Origin of the sequence: Vibrio tapetis subsp. tapetis, from assembly GCF_900233005.1 — a bacterium.
Classification (GTDB): domain Bacteria; phylum Pseudomonadota; class Gammaproteobacteria; order Enterobacterales; family Vibrionaceae; genus Vibrio; species Vibrio tapetis.
The window spans coordinates 2,274,028-2,293,877 of record NZ_LT960611.1 but is presented as its reverse complement, the minus strand read 5'-3'; the positions used below and the strand labels follow the sequence as shown (position 1 = coordinate 2,293,877).

Genomic DNA, 19,850 nt, shown 5'->3' with positions numbered 1-19,850 from the left:
AAATTAACGCTAAACAATCAGCCAGTGCGAATGAATTTTCGAGCTGGCTGATTTTTCATTTGTGCTAAAAAAGCGTACCGCGCCTTAACGAATCGGTGTTAAGTGGCGATTACGCTTTTCGCTCTACTAACGCTTTCCCTTTACGTAGTTTTCGTACCCACATTTTAGCGGGATGTATCTTTTCTAGGCTTTCTGTCGACATAGGTAGCGGATCACCACATATTTGCGAAGCTAAGGTTTCAGCCATTAAGGGAGCAGAGCTTAAACCACGTGAACCTAGGCCAACGAAGCAGTAGAGGTTGTCATAGCTTGGAACGGGTACCGCTTCTTCTTCAGCCAATGAAGCTAAATCCCAATACGCGTTACACAATTTGTCGAAATTGGCGACTTGACCAACAAACGGTAGGTGATCTCGCGTTACACAGCGGACGCCCTGACGAGCCAAGTTTGCGCTAACATCGACGTCTTTCGTCCATGCTTGATGAGGTAAGCATTTGGCCAGTTTGGCGCTGTTATCGGCGTGAGCAGCCGGATCAAATTCTTGGTCAATATTGTCTTTGTCGTAGCTTGCACCGATACAGTGATGCTGGTTATTCGGGTTCTGTGGTGTCATGTAGCCGTCGTAGCACAATACCGTTTTTAATTGCTTAAGGGTGTCGGTGGTTGGAATGTGGCTTACTTGCCCCTTTACTGCCGTAGCAGGAATGGGTTGAGTTTGCTCAAATCGAGTAAACTGATGGCCATTGGCGACCACAACGCATTGATGTTGATGATGGATCTCTTGGCCTTGTTCATTGGTGCTTAAAAGCTGCCAGCCATTGTCTACTTTACTGATGTTCGTAATCGAGCGGTTAAAATAGGCGGTTAGCTGCTTTTTGTTTGTGAGATCTTCCACCAATCCTTGTGTTAACTGGGCAGGGCTTAGCCAGCCCCCTAGAGGGTAGTGAACACTGGCAACGTCGACATTTAACCCCAGCTTTTCATTGGTCTGTTGTGGTGTGAGCGCGTGAAGAAGTTCAGCATCAAGACCCGACTCCATCATATTATCGAGTTTTGTTTGCGCTTTTTCATCCCAGCCTAATTGAGTGACACCACACCAATCGTAGTCGAAATCAAGATACTGAGAGGCTTGGTTTACAAACTGTCGAGCAAACAAAAAAGCCGGAGCAAAAACGCGAGACGCGCCCGAATGAGAACGGTTAATCAGTGGGTAAACCGCGCCTTGTCGGTTACCAGAAGCCCCTTGTGCTGCTTGATCATCTTCACAATACAAGCTGACTTTAATGCCACGCTTGGCCAAACAAGCAGCCAACGCTGCGCTGGCAACGCCACCACCAATAATCGCGACATCATCAATATTACTCGGAGAGCTTCGGTAGAACCACGGCTTAATATTGGTATGAGGTTTTTTATTACTCAGTGTACCGGCAATCATTTCTCGCTTTGTGCCAAAGCCTTTGACTTTTTTCATGTCAAAACCGGACTCAATCAACCCCCTACGAACAAACCCGGCTGCCGTAAAAGTGGCGCAGCTACAATCTTGCTTTGCTAATTTGGCCATGCCATTGAATAGGGTTTGGTTCCACATCTCAGGATTTTTACTGGGCGCGAAACCATCCAGGAACCAAGCATCGACAATACCATCTTGATTGGTTGGCACACTTGGCATGCAATCTTTAATATCACCAAACCATAAATCGAGCGTAATAGCGCCATCGGCCAATATAATACGGTGGCAATCTGGCACCGCAATTGGATAGTGTTGATGAAGTTGCTCTGCATAACTTGCAAGCTCTGGCCACGCTTGGTGGGCTTTGACTAAATCGGCTTTACTTACCGGGAATTTTTCAAAACTGATGAAATGCAGTTGCTTGAGTTTTGTATCCGGATTGTTTTGTCTAAATGCCTCAAACTCGTGCCAGGCCGCTAGAAAGTTTAGGCCGGTGCCAAATCCTGTTTCTGCGATGACAAATCGTCGTTGGTCAAAGTCGAGCCAGCGTTCAGGCAGGTGATTTTGTTTAAGGAACACATAACGGGTTTCTTCAAGGCCGTTAACGTTAGAAAAGTACACATCATCAAATTGATCGGAAACAGGGGTTCCGGCTTCATTCCAGTCAAGTACTGCGTTCTTTATCGTCGTCATAATAGGTTTGATCTTGGGGTTATTTGGCTTAAAGTAGTCGAGATTGTACGGATTTCTGGGAAAGCTGACCACTTTTGTTCGGTAACTTAGTTATCATCTTACGGATTTTTGAATTATAGGAATGTCACATGAAACGAGTCGTGATCACTGGTATGGGTATTGTGTCCAGTATTGGTAATAACGTTGAAGAAGTACTAGCGTCCCTGAAAGCAGGTAAATCAGGTATTAGTGCCTCTGAGCAGTTCAAAGAAAAAGGACTGCGTTCTCAAGTTTGGGGCGATCTGAAAATGAACCCTGCTGAGCACATTGACCGCAAAAAAATGCGTTTTATGGGTGAAGCTGCTGCATACGCTTATCTATCTATGGAGCAAGCCATTGCTGACTCTGGCCTTTCTGAAGATCAAGTTTCAAATGACCGCACTGGCATCGTAGCCGGTTCTGGCGGAGCATCTTCTCTAAACCAAGCTGCAGCTGTAGACATACTGCGCGAGAAAGGCGTTAAGCGCGTAGGTCCATACATGGTGCCGCGTACCATGTCTTCTACCGTTTCTGCATGTCTTGCGACACCGTTTAAAATTCGTGGTGTGAACTACTCAATGAGTTCTGCATGTGCAACGTCTGCACACTGTATTGGTCATGCAATGGAACTTATCCAGCTTGGCAAACAAGATGTTGTATTTGCAGGTGGCGGCGAAGAGCTAGATTGGACACTTACCATGATGTTCGATGCAATGGGCGCATTGTCTACTAAGTACAACGAAACGCCTGAATTGGCTTCACGTACTTATGATGCAAACCGTGACGGTTTCGTTATCTCTGGTGGCGGCGGCATGCTAGTTATTGAAGAACTAGAGCACGCACTGGCGCGTGGCGCGAAAATCTACGGTGAAATCGTAGGTTACGGCGCGACATCGGATGGCTACGATATGGTAGCACCGTCTGGTGAAGGCGCAGTACGTTGTATGAAGATGGCAATGCAAGAAGTAGACGGTGTTGACTACGTGAATACACACGGTACTTCTACACCTGTTGGCGATGTGAAAGAGCTTGGTGCTATCCAAGAAGTTTTTGGTGGTAACAGTCCAGCAATTTCGGCAACCAAAGCAATGACTGGCCACGCATTAGGTGCGGCGGGTGTTCATGAAGCTATCTACTCGACATTAATGCTAGAAAACAACTTTGTTGCACCAAGCATCAACGTAGATAACCTTGATGAAGCAGCAGAAGGCCTAGACATCGTTACCGAAATGCGCGAGCAAGAGCTAACAACCGTTATGTCGAACAGCTTTGGCTTCGGTGGCACAAACGCGACGCTTGTTATTAAAAAATACCAAGACTAACGATTTCTAGAGCGGATTAGCGAAGCTGATCCACCAGACACTGCCCCAGGAGAGCGGGGCACAGTCCTTTTGTTCTGGAGTTTAGCGGCCTCATTTGAGGCCGTTTTTTTATATCTATACAAATCCATTTCTTTTCTATCGTGATTGCTGCACAATTTAACCAACCTTAAACACCACCACTAACAATTTGATCGCTAATGAAAATTATCATTGATGAAAATATGCCTTATGCGGAAAAACTATTCAGCAATTTAGGCGACGTTGTTTTAAAACCGGGGCGAAGCTTAACGTGCAATGACCTAATTGACGTTGACGCCTTGATGATCCGCTCTGTCACTAAAGTGAATTCAGCCTTACTTGCTAAAGCCAATAAACTGAAGTTTGTCGGCACAGCAACCGCGGGAATGGATCATGTTGACCAAGCGTTGTTAGCTGAAAGAAACATTGCCTTTAGTGCGGCTCCTGGCTGCAACAAAGTTGGTGTAGCTGAATACGTGATCAGTGTACTGATGGTATTAGCGCAGCAAAAAGGCTTTTCAATCTTTGATAAAACCGTTGGGATTGTTGGTGCGGGTCAAGTTGGAAGCTATCTTGCTGAATGTCTGCAAGGTATGGGGATTTCAGTATTGCTAAACGATCCCCCTAAGCAGGCTGAAGGTGATAAGCGTGAATTTACGGATCTTGATGAACTGCTTGAACAATCCGACGTGGTCACCCTGCATACGCCGATTACTAAGCAAAGCGACTATCCGACCCATCACTTGATGGATGAAACTCGCTTAACAAAATTAAGAGCAAATCAGATCCTTATTAATGCGGCTCGTGGTCCGGTAGTGGACAATCAAGCGTTAAAAAAACGCCTCTCAATGAAAGATGGGTTTTGTGCAGCCCTTGATGTGTTTGAATTTGAGCCAGAAGTTGACATGAATTTATTACCGCTACTTTCTTTTGCAACGCCTCACGTGGCAGGTTACGGATTAGAAGGGAAAGCACGTGGTACAACCATGATTTATAACACTTATTGCCAGTTTTTGAATCGCTCAGAAAGGGCGGATGCAGCTGATTTATTGCCCGTCGCCCCAGTGCCAATGGTGCAATTAGAACGAGAGTGGGATCACACAACACTGCACAATTTAACTCAGTTGATTTATGATGTGCGCCAAGACGATGCACTTTTTCGTCGTCAGATAGAAAATCCAGGCGCGTTTGATGAAATGCGTAAGCAATACTGGGACAGACGCGAGTACAGTGCAATCACATTAGTTGGCAATCGAGAGTGTAATCTTGAACCGCTGGCTAAATTAGGTTTTCAAATTGAGGTGAGAAATGAGCCAAGAATTTAACGTTGCAGTATTAGGTGCAACAGGCGCAGTCGGTGAAACTATCCTTGAAGTTCTGCAAGAAAGAAACTTCCCTGTAGGTGAAATTTTCTTGCTAGCAAGTGAGCGAAGCGAAGGCAAAACTGCGCGCTTTAATGGTAAAACTGTGCAAGTTCAGAATGTTGAAGATTTCGACTGGTCTCAAGTTCACATAGCATTGTTTTCCGCAGGCGGTGATCTGTCAGAGAAATGGGCGCCCATTGCAGCCGATGAAGGCGTTGTGGTTATCGATAACACCTCTAAGTTCCGTTACGACTACGATGTACCGCTGGTTATTCCGGAAGTGAACCCTGAAGCGATTGCTGAATTTCGTAACCGTAATATCATTGCCAACCCGAATTGTTCAACTATCCAAATGTTAGTGGCTCTTAAGCCTATTCATGATGAAGTAGGAATTGAGCGTATTAACGTATCTACTTACCAGTCAGTTTCTGGCGCAGGAAAGGCAGGTATCGATGAACTAGCAGGCCAAACGGCAAGCTTGTTGAACGGCCGCCCAGCGGAGCAAAATGCCTTTAACCAACAAATCGCGTTTAACTGCATTCCGCAAATTGATGAATTTGTTGAGAATGGTTACACCCGAGAAGAAATGAAAATGGTTTGGGAAACGCAAAAAATTCTGAACGATGACTCTATCATGGTGAACCCAACCTGTGTTCGAGTTCCAGTATTTTACGGTCATTCAGAGTCCTTACACATTGAAACACGCATGCCAATTGGTGCAGATCACGTGATTCAGCTTTTGACTGATGCGGACGGTGTGGAAGTGTTTAAAGACAACGACTTCCCAACACAAGTACGAGATGCTGGTGGTAAAGATCACGTCATGGTTGGACGAATTCGTGCCGATATCAGCCATCACAGTGGCGTTAACATGTGGGTGGTTGCGGATAACGTCCGTAAAGGCGCGGCAACAAATGCAGTGCAAATTGCGGAAGTTCTGATCCGCGATTATTTCTAATTTGAGTCGAGTAGAACTTAGCTTAAAGAAGAATAGATAAATGGGTAGGCCTTACATACACTCTGTATGTAAGGTTTTTTTGTGCTGGATATTTGTACTAATGGCTTTTTTTTGAATCAGAATGGTACGAATATCAAGCTAGACACACATTTTTTACGTCTGACCCTATAGTTTTACAGTATTTATCCGATATATTTAGTAGATCACATTATTATTCAGTCATACAGAGCAAGAAAGCTGACCTTATATGCATCATTTTCTTAAGCGTTTTTTAACGCCCTTGCTTCTGATAGTCTCGACTCAAATTTCAGTAGTCCAAGCTGAAGCTATCAGAATAATTGGTACCAATGGTGAAGTTACCACTTCGCCACGATTTTCTGAGCAATTTAATCCGAGTGCTTCGGCCAATGAACCGTCTTTGTTTTATGGCCCAACCGGTGGCAATGAAACTTTATGGAGTATCGCGACCCAATTAAGGCCAGCTAATAGTCTTTCTGTCCAACAAACCTTGCTGGCTATTTATCGCTTAAACCCACAAGCTTTTGAAAATCAGAATATTCATACTCTGGTTCCTAGCAGTACATTAAGAATACCTTCATTAGAGCAAGTTCAGTCTGAGTCGACGGCAGATGCCGTCAAAGTCATGGCTGCTCATCAGGCGCGCTTGAACAAAACGCCAACCACGGTTACTAAGCCAGCCACATCAAATGCCGCTGCTAAGCCAGCAGTGCAAAAATCAACATCAGATAAACCACAAGTTGACTCTACGAAAGGCCAGACCGCTAAAGTCGAGCCATCAAAGCCCGAGTCGGCAGTTAAACAGAACAACACCAATGCAGCTCCCGGCGTTTTAAAAGACAAACTTGATATGTCTGAAGCTGAGCTCATGTCACTGGAAGAAAAAAATCACCAGTTGAGACTGATGCTTTCCGATGTTCAAAATGAAGTCGAGAACCTCAAAGAAGAGCTTAGCGATGAAGATAGAATTCGTCTAGAAGTCGAGAAACTGCTCGCTGCGGAAAGAATGAAGCAGCTTGAAATGCAGCAGAATGCGCCTTCTATGATGGAACGCATCATGTCTAATCCACTGCTGTTGGGGGCGTTAGCCTTAATTCCTGGTTTGTTGATCGGTTTACTTGTTGTTCTGCTGCTTAATCGTAAACGTGATGATGCTGACGAAGATGTCGAACAAAAAGAGGTGCCTGTACAACCAGTACCTGAGCCAACTGATGAACTCGAAGAAATTAACTTAGAAGATGAACTCATTGGTGAAATCGAAGATTCTGAACTGAATTTGGATGATGAATTATTCGGTGACGAATCGGAGCTTGCTGAGGATAAAGCGGCTGATGATGACATATTCGGTAATTTAGATGACGGCGATCTAGATTTCAACTTAGACGATGAAGACGGTGATGATCCCTTTGCGGGCATTGGTGATGATGGTGATCTGGGTTCAGAGGTTTCTGACTTGGATACAAGTGCGACGGGCATCAGCGTTGATGGCGATGAGCAAGCACTTGGCCTTGATGAAATGGAACGCGCACTTGACGGTATAGAACCTGAAATTGAGCAGGGAGACGATCTTCTTAATAGCGAGTTTGATTTGTCTGACGAAGACATGGGTATGTCGAATGACGATATCGATGCCTTGCTTGCTGGAGATGCACCAACGGAAGAACTTGAAGCTGAAAGTCTTGACCAATCAATGCTTGACGATCTTTTCTCTGGAATAGATTCGACAGAAGGCGAAGACGATCTAGATTTTGGTACATTACTATCTGACGGCGATTCTGATAGTTCAGAAGCTGATGCGTCGGAAATTGATGATCTATTGGCTGAGAACTCGAGCGCTGAACAATCAGATGATGATTTAATCAATGAACTGATGGGTACCGATTTCGATTTGAGTGATGATCAAGACTCAATTGACGATCTAATTACAGAGGCGGGTTCTGAGTCAAGCTCTGAACTTGACCAAAACAGTATCGACTTACTGGATGACGTCTTAGGTGAAAGCGATACCCCAGAGCTTGATCAGAACAGCATTGACTTACTGGATGACGTCTTAGGCGAAAGCGAAGATACCCCAGAGCTTGACCAGAACAGCATCGACTTGCTTGATGACGTCTTAGGCGAAAGCGAAGATACCCCAGAGCTTGACCAGAACAGCATCGACTTACTGGATGACGTCTTAGGCGAAAGCGAAGATACCCCAGAGCTTGACCAGAACAGCATCGACTTACTGGATGACGTCTTAGGCGAAAGTGAAGATACGCCAGAGCTTGATCAGAACAGCATCGATTTGCTGGATGACGTCTTAGGCGAAAGCGAAGATACCCCAGAGCTTGATCAGAACAGCATCGATTTACTGGATGACGTCTTGGGCGAAAGCGAAGATACCCCAGAGCTTGATCAGAATAGCATCGACTTACTGGATGATGTCTTAGGCGAAAGCGAGGATACGCCAGAGCTTGATCAGAACAGCATCGACTTACTGGATGATGTCTTAGGCGAAAGCGAAGATACCCCAGTGCTTGATCAGAACAGCATCGATTTACTAGATGACGTATTAGATGAGCACGACGATATTCCCGAACTTGCTCAAGACAGTACCGATCTACTGGAAGATGTGTTGGGCGAAGACAACAAATCTGTCGTTGATTCCGATAGTACTGACTTGTTGGATGATGTGTTTGATGGGCTCGAAGAGGAACTTCTCGACTCTGCCTCTGATTTGGAAAACGATTTAGACGAAATAAGTTTTGAATCGGAAGGTCAATTAGACCCTCAAGATCAATTAGCCCCTCAAGATGAATCCTCTTCGCTCGAGCAGGCGCCATCATTTGAGCAGCAATTAGATCAAGCGAAAGAGCAGACTGAACCTGAAGGCGATATTTCAGATGAAACGACAGCACTAGATGACGCCAGTGATTATCAGCCAGCTCCTATTGATGATCCTAGTTCGGCTTTCTCTCTAAAAGGTCATGAAGACGAGCCGCTTGATGCATTGATGGGAGAGAATCATGATCTGGATTCATCAAACTCGTTAGAACAAGAGCCTTTACCTGAGCCAGAAACGGCTGAATCTGATGAAGATGAAGTCAACAGTTTCATTACTGAAGAGCCCGCGAATCAAGGTGTCGAAAATAACGATGCATCTGAAACGAGTGAATTTAACTCAGATGTTAGTGATGTCGCTACTAAGTCTTTAGATGAAAGTGCATTGCAGACTTCAATGTCCCCTGAATCTGAATTGTCAGAACCAGTCGAGGATTGGCAAGCCGAAGCGTTCACAGAACAAGACGATGACGGTGATGATGAAGAGCTGGTGCTACCTGGGTTTGAAGAAGCGCAACTGGAAGCCCAAGAACAAGCATCTCCAGAGCCTGACGTCGCTGAGCCAGCACCAGTAGAAGAAACGCCAGAGCCATCGGCTCCTGAAGCGGCTGAACCTGTGCCGGTAGAAGAAGCGCCAGAGCCAGTGGTTCCTGAAGCAGCTGAACCTGCGCCGTTAGAAGAAACGCCAGAGCCAGCAGCTCCTGAAGCGGCTGAATCTGCATCGGTAGAAGAAACGCCAGAGCCAGCGGTTCCTGAAGCGGCTGAACCTGCGCCGTTAGAAGAAACGCCAGAGCCAGCAGCTCCTGAAGCGGCTGAACCCGCGTCGTTAGAAGAAACGCCAGAGCCAGCGGTTCCTGAAGCGGCTGAACCTGCGCCGTTAGAAGAAACGCCAGAGCCATCGGCTCCTGAAGCGGCTGAACCTGTGCCGGTAGAAGAAGCGCCAGACCCAGTGGTTCCTGAAGCAGCTGAACCTGCGCCGTTAGAAGAAACGCCAGAGCCAGCAACTCCTGAAGCGGCTGAATCAGAATCAAATGTCCCTACAGATCCAATGCCTGAAGCCATACAAAATGAATTTGGTATGCCTCAAGATGATGATTGGGATTTTGATGATGTAAATTTAGACGAACTGGATGATGTCGTAGACAGTACTCCAGTAGAGGAAGCTTTAGCGTCTTCTACTGAAGCTGACACTCAGCAAACGCCTGAAACAGAACCTGAAGAAGTCGCGTCGCCAGAGCTAGAGTTACCAGAAATTGGTGATGATGAGCTAGGGGTGTTCGATGAAGAGTCGGCGTTAGACGCCATTGACCTTGAACCCGCAGAGCTGACACCAGAAGAGTTCGCTCAACCAGACGCGGAAACGTTTGATGCGGAGATCTCTGAAGAAGAGACTGCAGCCACTGAAACACCACAGCCAGAAATTGAAACTCAGCAAGCGCCTGAAACCACACCTGAAGAGGTCGCGTCGTCAGAGCTAGAATTACCAGAAATTGGTGATGATGAGCTAGGAGTGTTCGATGAAGAGTCGGCGTTAGACGCCATTGACCTTGAACCCGCAGAGCTCGCACCAGAAGAGTTCGCTCAACCAGAGGCGGAAACGTTTGATGCGGAGATCTCTGAAGAAGAGACGACCGCCACTGAAACACCACAGCCAGAAATTGAAACTCAGCAAGCGCCTGAAACCGCACATGAAGAGGTCGCGTCGTCAGAGCTAGAATTACCAGAAATTGGTGATGATGAGCTAGGAGTGTTCGATGAAGAGTCGGCGTTAGACGCCATTGACCTTGAACCCGCAGAGCTCGCACCTGAAGAGGTTGCATCGCCAGAGCTAGAATTACCTGAAATTGGTGATGATGAGCTAGGAGTGTTCGATGAAGAGTCAGCATTAGATGCTATTGACCTTGAACTAGATAGCTCAGAAACAGCAGCTCCAGACGCGCCAGCGAGTGAGGTGCCTGCTGCTTCAGAGCGTACCATCAGTGCGCAAGAAATTGAGCAGTTTGATGAATCAGCAACAGTAGCCGAACTGTTATCTGAACCATCAACGAGTGATTTCCCAGCCTTCGATCAGCCGCTAGACAGTAAAACGATAGACAGTGCAGGACTCGATATTGAAGCCATGCTTGATGTCGGTGGTGAAGATTGGAACGGCTTCAACCTGACTCCTGAACAACAAGCCTCTATATCTGAAGATGTGCCGGAAGAAGATCAAGAAGTTTGGGGCAATACCGACGCGTTTGACGAGCCACAGCTTGATGCCGAAGATTGGTCGAACCAACCTGATGTTTCAAATCAACAAGAAGAAGAACCTTCGTTCATGAGTGTAGACGAGCTAATGGCTCAGGTTGAACGAGAAGAAGCGGAAGTTGAAAAGCCAGATCTAGATGCTCAAGAGCTTGAATTAGACGTTGGCTTGAATGAGTTCCCAGACGTGCTCGGAGAAGTAGAACCCTTTGATGTTGATGACAACAGTGAAGCCGCTGGAAAGCTAGACTTAGCCAAAATATACGTCGAAATGAACGATACTGAAGGTGCGATTAAGCTATTAGAAGAATCGATTGTTTACGGTGATGATGAGGTTCGCAGAGAAGCTAAAGCACTTATCGACAAATTGAATAAGTCATAGAGTGCCTTTAGCCAGATAAACAAGTGCCAGTGAGCGAAAGCAAGCTGGCATTTTTATTGGTTGGTATTATACTCACCCCGTTTTGGTAAAGAGGATGATAAAGATGCGCATAGCATTAGGCATAGAGTACGATGGTGCAAAATATTACGGCTGGCAGAAGCAGCGCGACGTAGTAAGTGTGCAGGAAAAGTTGGAAAAAGCTTTGTCTATTGTGGCAAATCATCCTGTAGAAGTGCAGTGTGCGGGGCGTACAGACGCTGGAGTTCATGGAACAGGGCAAGTAGTACACTTTGATACCACAGCAGTAAGGAAGCTTACCTCGTGGACCATGGGTGCAAACACCAACATGCCAAAAGATATCGCGGTGCGATGGGCAAAAGAAGTTCCTGATGAGTTTCACGCTCGATTTACAGCAACCGCCAGGCGTTATCGTTACGTGATCTATAATCATGCATTTCGTCCGGGTATTCTATCAAAAGGCATCAGCCATTATCATGGCGAACTCGATGTAGAAAGAATGCAATTAGCGGGGCAGTACTTACTTGGTGAAAATGATTTCACTTCGTTTCGAGCGATTCATTGCCAGTCCCGAAGCCCTTGGCGGAATATGATTCATTTGAACGTGACACGTCATGGTCATTATGTGGTAATTGATATCAAGGCGAATGCTTTCGTTCATCACATGGTGAGAAATATAACAGGCAGTTTGATCACGGTAGGTCGGGGTGAACAAGAGCCGGAATGGTTCAAATGGTTATTAGAATCGAAAGATCGAAAGCTAGCAAGTGCAACGGCTAAAGCCGAAGGTTTGTACTTAGTTGACGTCGACTATCCCGAACATTTTGACCTGCCTTCGGAACCTATTGGACCTCTGTTTCTTCCTGAGACCCTGTAGTGCGATAATTTGACACAAAACTGTGAACCAAAGCAGTTGAAAAGGTGCAATTTATCGACATTATCGCTGTCCTAAAATAGGTACAACCAGTTTTTGATCCACAGTAGCCCAATATTGTGGTTTAATCCTGACGCAGATTCTAAATTTATATCTTTTGCAATGAGGCGAAAGAGTTGAGAGAAAAGGTCTTCGATGAGTTGGCTTGAAAAGATTTTTAATAAAAGCAGTATTGCGAGTTCACGTAAAGCATCCATCCCAGAGGGTGTGTGGACAAAATGTACCTCTTGCGAGCAGGTACTTTATTACGCTGAATTAGAGCGTAACCTAGAAGTGTGTCCGAAATGTGATCATCACATGCGAGTAGGAGCACGTCGCCGTTTAGAAGGTTTCTTGGATCAAGATAATCGCGTGGAACTGGCTAATGAGCTAGAACCTAGAGATAAACTGAAATTCAAAGATACTAAGCGTTACAAAGAGCGTATTTCTGTTGCACAAAAGAAAAGTGGCGAGAAAGACGCTTTGGTTGTAATGCAAGGCGAATTGCTTGGAATTCCGGTTGTTGCTTGTGCATTTGAATTCTCCTTCATGGGTGGCTCAATGGGTTCTGTTGTCGGCGCACGATTCGTGCGTGCGGTTGAAGCAGCCATTGAAAATAACTGTGGTTTGGTTTGTTTTTCTGCCAGTGGTGGTGCTCGTATGCAAGAGGCATTGATGTCTCTGATGCAAATGGCGAAAACCAGTGCGGCACTAGAGCGTTTGTCTCAAAAGGGCTTGCCATTCTTCTCAGTAATGACCGATCCAACGATGGGTGGTGTTTCAGCCAGTTTAGCAATGTTGGGTGATATCAACATTGGTGAACCTAAAGCGCTGATTGGTTTTGCTGGTCGTCGAGTTATTGAACAAACCGTTCGCGAAGACCTTCCTGAAGGTTTCCAGCGCAGTGAGTTTTTACTTGATCACGGCGCAATTGACATGATTGTAGACCGTCGTGAAATGCGTCAACGCATTGGTGGCTTATTGGCTAAAATGACGGGTGTTGATTCTCCTATGGTGGTTTCGGTTAACGATTCTCCAGCTAAGGAAGAATACGAAGTACCAGTTGTCGAAGAAAAAGAGTAAAGTACTCATAAAACAACCCTTTCGGATTGGTTAACGTTTTAATGAGTCAAATTACAGTACCTAAAGCCACATCACCTCTTTCGATGTGGCTTCATTATTTAGAAAATATCCATACTAGCGCTATCGATCTCGGATTGGAGCGTTCTCAAGCTGTTGCACAGCGAGCCTCCCTAATTAAGCCTGCTCCTATCGTTATTACCGTTGCCGGAACGAATGGCAAAGGTTCAACCTGCGCGTTAATGGAAGCAATATTGCTCGACGCGGGTTACTCAGTTGGAGTTTATAGCTCTCCTCACCTCATTCGTTATACAGAACGAGTTCGAATAAACGGTGAAGAACTGCCTGAAGAAAAACACAGCCAAGCATTCGATTTTATCGAACAGCAACGTGGTGAAATTAGTTTAAGTTTCTTTGAATATGGCACTTTAGCTGCTTTGAGATTATTTCAAACGGAGCAAGTAGAAGTCGTATTATTGGAAGTAGGCTTAGGTGGCCGCCTAGATGCGACGAACGTGGTTGACCATGATGTCTCGGTGATCACCAGTTTAGCGGTTGATCATGTCGATTGGTTAGGCGATGACATTAACGTTATCGGTTACGAAAAAGCGGGTATCTTCCGTTCGGGTAAACCGGCCATATGTGGTCAACCTAAAGCGCCGGCAACGGTTGCTGGTCACGCAGACGACATCGGTGCTCAATTACATCAAGTAGGTATCCAGTTTAGCTATTTGCAGCAGGGTGATAAGTGGACGTGGAAATCAGGCAACTTTACGTTGGATGATCTTCCTGTACCGGGCTTACCACTTCCTAATGCCGCAACGGCAATTATGGCGCTAGGATGTGCTGAGCTAGAACTAACAGACATGAATATTGTCAATGGACTAAAGCAGGCAAAATTATCCGGTCGAATGCAGCAATTGAGTGACAGACCAAAAGTGTTGTTGGACGTTGCGCATAACCCGCACTCTGCGCAATATTTGGTTGATCAACTGCAAAAGCGTTATACAGACATTAAACTGCATCTGGTTGTCGCTATGCTGCATGACAAAGACATTGAAGCAACGTTAGCGACCTTATCTCAGCTTTCGCCTATTTGGTATCCAGCGTCATTAGAGGGGCCAAGAGCGGCAACTGTTGAAGAACTGATTCCACACCTGACTCAGTTTGCAGGCAAGTTTACAAATCCAGTCGAGGCATTTAACTCTGCTATTGAAGCGGCAGATGAAAACGATCTTGTTGTTGTAGTAGGTTCATTTCATACCGTTGGTGCGGTGTTAGAGCACTGGGAAAATAAAAGGGAGACGGATGGCCAGTAAATTTCAAAGTCGACTTGTCGGAACAATTATTCTTGTCGCTGTCGGCGTCATCGTGCTGCCCGACGTATTGGATGGTAAAAAAGAGCATTACCAAGAAGATCTGGCGAGCATTCCGATTAAGCCGGTACAAGAAAGTGAGGTCGAGTCTTTCGAGGTACTTGATCCGATAGAAGACGACGTCTCTTTACCTGAGTCGCCAGTTGAGATCACGATTCAGCCAGAAGCTGCGGGTGAATCGTCAAAAGCCGAACAGCTTGTTGTGGTTGAAAAAACGGTCCCAGAGAAAAACCAGTATCAAGACAGTGCATGGATTATTCAATTGATGGCGCTTAAAAATGTCGATAACGCCAAGAAGCTCGTTGCCGATTTACAAAAGCGTGGCTATCAAGCGCACATAAAGCAAGAAAACGGATACTCTCGAGTCATCATTGGTCCTGATGTATCTAAGCCCAAACTTGAGCGACAAGTGAAAGAGTTACAAAAAATCACCGGTGCAAAAGGCCAGTTGCTCAAATTTAAACCACTTAACCCATAAGAAAACGTTTGCGTCGCGCATTTTTCTGTTAAAATGCGCGCCAACTTAAGATGTGTATCAGATGATTTGGATAGATTTTGTCATTTTAGGGGTGATCGGCCTTTCGGCTTTGATCAGTTTAGTTCGTGGCTTTGTTAAAGAAGCATTGTCATTGGTGATTTGGTTTGGTGCGTTTTTCATTGCCAGCCAGTACTACGCAAAATTAGCCGTGTACTTCACTAATATTCAAGACGACATGTTTCGAAACGGAGCGGCGATTGCAGCACTGTTTATCGCAACCCTAGTGGTTGGTTCCATTGTGAACTATGTGATAGGTCAGTTGGTGCAAAAAACGGGTTTGTCAGGAACGGACCGTATTTTAGGCGTTGTGTTTGGCGGGCTAAGAGGCGTGTTAATTGTTTCGGCAATCTTGTTTTTTATGGATGCATTTACTGCATTACCAAGTTCAGAGTGGTGGAAAGGCTCGCAACTGATTCCGGAATTTAGTCGAATCATAGCGCCGTTTTTCGAGCACTTACAGCAAACATCTAGTTTTTTGTCTGGCGCGGTATAGCGCCAGCTTAGCCGCAAACCGAGGGTTTAATGCATGTGTGGTATTGTTGGAATCGTGGGTACAACTCCTGTAAATCAGTCGATTTATGACGCCTTGACTGTGTTACAGCATCGTGGCCAGGATGCCGCTGGTATAATTACCATCGAAAGCAATCGTTTTCGTCTGAGAAAGGCGAACGGTTTAGTAAAAGATGTATTTGAAGCTAAGCATATGCAACGTCTTCAGGGTACGGTTGGTATTGGCCATGTTCGTTACCCAACGGCAGGCAGTTCAAGTGCTTCTGAAGCGCAGCCATTTTACGTAAACTCGCCTTACGGTATTACGCTTGCGCATAATGGTAACTTGACCAATGCTCATGAACTTCGTGAAACTTTGTTTGAGACTGCACGCCGCCACGTAAATACCACTTCTGACTCAGAAGTGTTGTTGAATATCTTGGCGCACGAAATCGACCTAACGAAAGAAGTGACAAAAGATTCAGTTTTCACTGCAATCTCACACGTGCATAAGCAAATTCGTGGTGCTTACGCGGTTACAGCAATGATCATTGGTCACGGTATGGTGGCTTTTCGCGACCCTAACGGCATTCGTCCTCTTTGCCTTGGTAAGCGTGAAGTTGAAGGTGGCCGTACGGAATATATGGTTGCTTCAGAATCTGTTGCTCTTGATGCGGTTGGTTTTGACTTCGTTCGCGATGTTGCTCCAGGTGAAGCGGTCTACGCGACATTTGAAGGTGAACTGTATACACAGCAGTGTGCTGAGAACCCACAAGTGAACCCGTGTATTTTTGAGTTTGTTTACTTTGCTCGTCCAGATTCGTTCATCGATAAAGTTTCTGTTTACAGTGCTCGTGGCGAAATGGGTAAAAAATTGGGCGAGAGAATTAAAACGGAATGGGAAGATTTGGATATCGATGTTGTTATCCCAATTCCTGAAACGTCTTGTGATATCGCACTAGAAATTTCTCAAATCATCGACAAACCATACCGCCAAGGTTTTGTGAAAAACCGTTATGTTGGCCGTACGTTTATCATGCCAGGTCAGCAACAGCGTAAGAAATCAGTTCGTCGTAAGCTCAATGCTATTCGCTCTGAATTCAAAGGCAAAAACGTGTTGTTGGTCGATGACTCCATCGTACGTGGTACCACGTCTGAGCAAATCATTGAAATGGCTCGTGATTCGGGTGCTAAAAATGTTTATATGGTGTCAGCGGCTCCTGAAGTACGCTTCCCTAACGTTTACGGCATTGACATGCCAAGTGCTAATGAGCTGATTGCTCATGGTCGCGATAACGAAGAAATTTGTAAGATGATTGGTGCTGATGCACTGATGTATCAATCGTTGGACGACCTCGTTGCGGCAGTCGGTACCGGTAACCCGGATATCGCTCGTTTTGAAACGTCTGTATTCAACGGTGAGTACGTAACAGGTGATGTTAATCAAGAGTACTTAGAATTCCTTGAATCACTACGTAACGACGATGCGAAATTTCAACGTGATATTCAGCAAGACCTTGCCTCATTAGAAATGCACAACGAAGGCGCTTAAGTCTTATGGACTAAGCCGATTGTATAGTCGACGCATTAAAAAGCCAGAGCAGTTGCTCTGGCTTTTTCGTGTCTGGGTTACCTAGAATGTTACTTGATGGAGTGCTGGCTAAAGAAATCAATCAGTAAGCGAACTTTTTCAGGTTGGTGATCTTTGTGATTGTACAGCATGTACACTTCTCGTTGATTGGAAACCCAACTGCTTAATACACGCACTAATTCGCCGTTTTCTATATAGTTGTCAACCATGACATTTGGCATCAGTGTTATTCCTAACCCTGCGGCACACGCTCGACGAACGACGTTCAATTCACTGGCTTCTAGTCGGCCACGTTCATTAATTGTTACCGTTTCCCCTTCATTATTTGAAAGCTGCCAACGCATTAATGGACTACCTTTTAACAGTGCGTGCTCGCGAAGATCTTCTGCATGGTTGAGAGGTCTGCTTTGCTTGAGGTAGTCAGGGCTTGCAACAAGTACGTCTTCGACAGAGTTGATTTTACGAGCGATCAAACTTGAATCGCGCTGTGGACCAACGCGAAAAATCACGTCCCACTCTGTTGCGTCTAGCTCATCCGCCCGGTTTGTCATCGTAAGCTCAAGACGAATATCTGGGTACGCAACCATGAATTCATTGAGAATGGGCATGATCATGCGCTTGGTAATGTTGGACGGAGCGGAAATTCTGAGTTTTCCCGATGCCCCTTTACAATCATCCGTGATGAACTCAGCGGTATTCGCAAGTTGTTGTAACAAAGGTGAACACTCTTCATAAAAGCGTTCTCCCGCTTCTGTGAGTGCCAGCTTTCTTGCATGACGATTAAGAAGTCGCAAATTTAGCGAATTTTCTAATGCTTGAATACGCCGAGTGATTGTTGCTACCGGTATTAGAGTTTTCCGGGAGGTTGCCGTATAGCTACCGTTTTCAATAACAAGGCGGAATAGATTTAGATCATCTAGTTTCATTATAAAGACACAGAATGGGTGCGGAACTTAGAAGTGTAACCTATGTTTCCATATTGGTGTTGTTTCAAGTCAAGATTTTTGTCCCTGTCTGTATCAAGAACTTAGCGATAAATTTATCACTTTGAGGCGTAGGTCTGAATTTGCTTGTCCAACAGAGGTTGAGAAATTAGTAAATAGGAACTACTTTTTAGAGTAGAACAATAATAATAAAAATGAGTCACGGTCTTTGAGGTTGGTTTATTATGAAGTCTTTAGTAAAGCAAAATTTTACAGAACATCAAATGGTTACAAATGTGAGTATGCAACAGCCTGTAGTTATGATTGTTGATGACGATGCCGTTTTTCGTACAATGATCAGCGGTTTTTTGGCCAAACTAGGCTATGAAGTAATGGAAGCAGTTAACGGCTTAGATGGATTACAGAAACTGAGATTGCAGGTGCCTGATCTGGTCATCTGTGATTTATCTATGCCGATATTAAATGGAATCGAATTTGCCGAAGAGGTGTGTTGGGAGTACCCATCCTTGCCTATGATTGTTGTGTCTGCTACCGAAGAGATGTCTGATGTGGCACGAGCACTGCGTTTCGGTATTAAGGATTTCCTAACCAAACCTATTACTGATCTCAATCACTTAAAAGGAGCGATTGAGAACACGATGTCAGATGCAGAAGATATCGATGCAGAGCAAAGGGACTTCGCAAGCCAATGGTTTAGAGTCGATTCCAATGGACAGTTACCAGAAGAACAAGAACTGCATTGGCACTTGGGTGAGTTGCAAGAAAATCCAAATATGGCTCGACAACTGTTAGAGGCCTTACTTCCAGACCGAGATACCACACAAGGTGGTTGGAAGTGCAGCTATCGTTTGTTGCAGTCTTCAGAGCAACTCCCGTTTGTTATTGACTATGCCTGGGTCATGGAAGGTCAGTTCGTTTTCTACATGGTTGACGCTTCGTCTGGCGGTGAGTCATCTGTTGCGACAACATTACTGATTCGTGCCTTGTTCAATGATTATCTTCGTAACAAAGCGCACGAACTTATCGACTTAAAGCAAATGTTAAGCGCTATTGAAAAAGGCATTGCTTGTTCAGACTATGCTGAGCCTATAAAAGGGCTGTTTGGCGTTGCTGATATGACTGATGGGTCGATTACGATAGCATCGACCGGTCTTGAATGTGTTTGGGCTAACGGAAGCATGAGCACGCATATACTGCCAGGTACTTTAATGGGAGATGGATGCGCTAAAACGGCTCTGTTTCAGCAATTGAACATGTTAGGGGGAGGGCAACTGAACTTGAACAGACTAGGCAGCGTCAGTTTTAGTTTGAATATATCCCCAAATAATGTGAATTGACGGCTGAGAAATAACATTAAATAACTAATTAACCCAGGCAGATACTCGTGTAAGTGTTTGTCTGGGTTTGTTTTTGGTTAAAATAGTGTTAATAACCATGATGTTGTTGGGTTTTTGCCCACGAAAGATTGAGCTATATTCTTAACTAATAATAAAGCTTTGCGGGCTTACATGATGTCAGCCTTGATGAAGCAATATAATCATAAATAGTGAGGAAGTCATGGAATCAAACAAAGCTCATAAAGACCCATATAACATTTTTTATTTTATCGGT

12 protein-coding genes and 2 pseudogenes are annotated in these 19,850 nt (G+C 45.1%); 12 read left to right on the top strand and 2 right to left on the bottom strand.

Annotated elements, in window-relative coordinates; all coding sequences use genetic code 11:
* Window positions 1–109 precede the first annotated feature (109 nt).
* Window positions 110–2,215 (bottom strand): bifunctional tRNA (5-methylaminomethyl-2-thiouridine)(34)-methyltransferase MnmC2/FAD-dependent 5-carboxymethylaminomethyl-2-thiouridine(34) oxidoreductase MnmC1, encoded by a 2,106-nt coding sequence (gene mnmC, locus VTAP4600_RS10115; RefSeq protein ID WP_102522683.1) that lies wholly within the window; start codon window positions 2,213–2,215, stop codon window positions 110–112.
* A 56-nt stretch (window positions 2,216–2,271) separates the two neighbouring features.
* On the opposite strand from mnmC, the gene fabB reads away from it, so the two are divergent.
* From fabB to purF, 11 genes and pseudogenes are all read left to right on the top strand, one after another.
* Window positions 2,272–3,483 carry a beta-ketoacyl-ACP synthase I gene (fabB, locus tag VTAP4600_RS10110; protein WP_102522682.1) on the top strand — a complete coding sequence of 404 codons (1,212 nt, stop codon included), beginning with the start codon at window positions 2,272–2,274 and terminating at the stop codon, window positions 3,481–3,483.
* A 197-nt stretch (window positions 3,484–3,680) separates the two neighbouring features.
* Window positions 3,681–4,826 carry a 4-phosphoerythronate dehydrogenase gene (locus tag VTAP4600_RS10105; RefSeq protein WP_102522681.1) on the top strand — a complete coding sequence of 382 codons (1,146 nt, stop codon included), beginning with the start codon at window positions 3,681–3,683 and terminating at the stop codon, window positions 4,824–4,826.
* Window positions 4,810–5,823, top strand: coding sequence for an aspartate-semialdehyde dehydrogenase (locus VTAP4600_RS10100; protein ID WP_102522680.1), 1,014 nt, complete (start codon window positions 4,810–4,812; stop codon window positions 5,821–5,823). Before VTAP4600_RS10105 ends, VTAP4600_RS10100 begins: the two co-directional genes overlap by 17 nt.
* A 247-nt stretch (window positions 5,824–6,070) precedes the next feature.
* The gene (locus tag VTAP4600_RS10095; RefSeq protein WP_102522679.1) at window positions 6,071–11,290 is read left to right on the top strand and encodes a FimV/HubP family polar landmark protein; all 5,220 of its coding nucleotides are present in this window, start codon (window positions 6,071–6,073) and stop codon (window positions 11,288–11,290) included.
* Between the two features lie 103 nt (window positions 11,291–11,393).
* Window positions 11,394–12,185: a tRNA pseudouridine(38-40) synthase TruA gene (truA, locus tag VTAP4600_RS10090; protein ID WP_102522678.1), complete on the top strand. Its 792-nt coding sequence runs from the start codon at window positions 11,394–11,396 to the stop codon at window positions 12,183–12,185.
* Between the two features lie 192 nt (window positions 12,186–12,377).
* Window positions 12,378–13,304, top strand: coding sequence for an acetyl-CoA carboxylase, carboxyltransferase subunit beta (gene accD, locus VTAP4600_RS10085; RefSeq protein ID WP_102522677.1), 927 nt, complete (start codon window positions 12,378–12,380; stop codon window positions 13,302–13,304).
* Between the two features lie 41 nt (window positions 13,305–13,345).
* On the top strand, window positions 13,346–14,620 hold the full coding sequence (gene folC / locus VTAP4600_RS10080) for a bifunctional tetrahydrofolate synthase/dihydrofolate synthase (RefSeq protein ID WP_102522676.1): 1,275 nt from the start codon (window positions 13,346–13,348) through the stop codon (window positions 14,618–14,620).
* Window positions 14,610–14,829, top strand: a pseudogene (locus VTAP4600_RS26690) (cell division protein DedD); the annotation flags it as partial. The gene folC and the pseudogene VTAP4600_RS26690, both read left to right, overlap by 11 nt.
* A gap of 50 nt (window positions 14,830–14,879) precedes the next feature.
* A pseudogene (locus VTAP4600_RS26685) lies at window positions 14,880–15,155 on the top strand (SPOR domain-containing protein); the annotation flags it as partial.
* A gap of 61 nt (window positions 15,156–15,216) precedes the next feature.
* Entirely contained in the window at window positions 15,217–15,708 is a 492-nt protein-coding gene (locus VTAP4600_RS10070) for a CvpA family protein (RefSeq protein WP_102522674.1), read from the top strand.
* 33 nt (window positions 15,709–15,741) lie between these two features.
* Window positions 15,742–17,256 (top strand): amidophosphoribosyltransferase, encoded by a 1,515-nt coding sequence (gene purF, locus VTAP4600_RS10065; protein WP_102522673.1) that lies wholly within the window; start codon window positions 15,742–15,744, stop codon window positions 17,254–17,256.
* Window positions 17,257–17,345: 89 nt separating this feature from the next.
* Here purF and VTAP4600_RS10060 read toward each other — a convergent pair whose 3' ends face one another.
* Window positions 17,346–18,221 (bottom strand): LysR family transcriptional regulator, encoded by an 876-nt coding sequence (locus VTAP4600_RS10060; protein WP_102522672.1) that lies wholly within the window; start codon window positions 18,219–18,221, stop codon window positions 17,346–17,348.
* A 299-nt stretch (window positions 18,222–18,520) separates the two neighbouring features.
* Between VTAP4600_RS10060 and VTAP4600_RS10055 the strand changes: the two genes are divergently transcribed.
* Window positions 18,521–19,576: a response regulator gene (locus VTAP4600_RS10055; RefSeq protein WP_231897785.1), complete on the top strand. Its 1,056-nt coding sequence runs from the start codon at window positions 18,521–18,523 to the stop codon at window positions 19,574–19,576.
* Window positions 19,577–19,850: the final 274 nt, after the last annotated feature.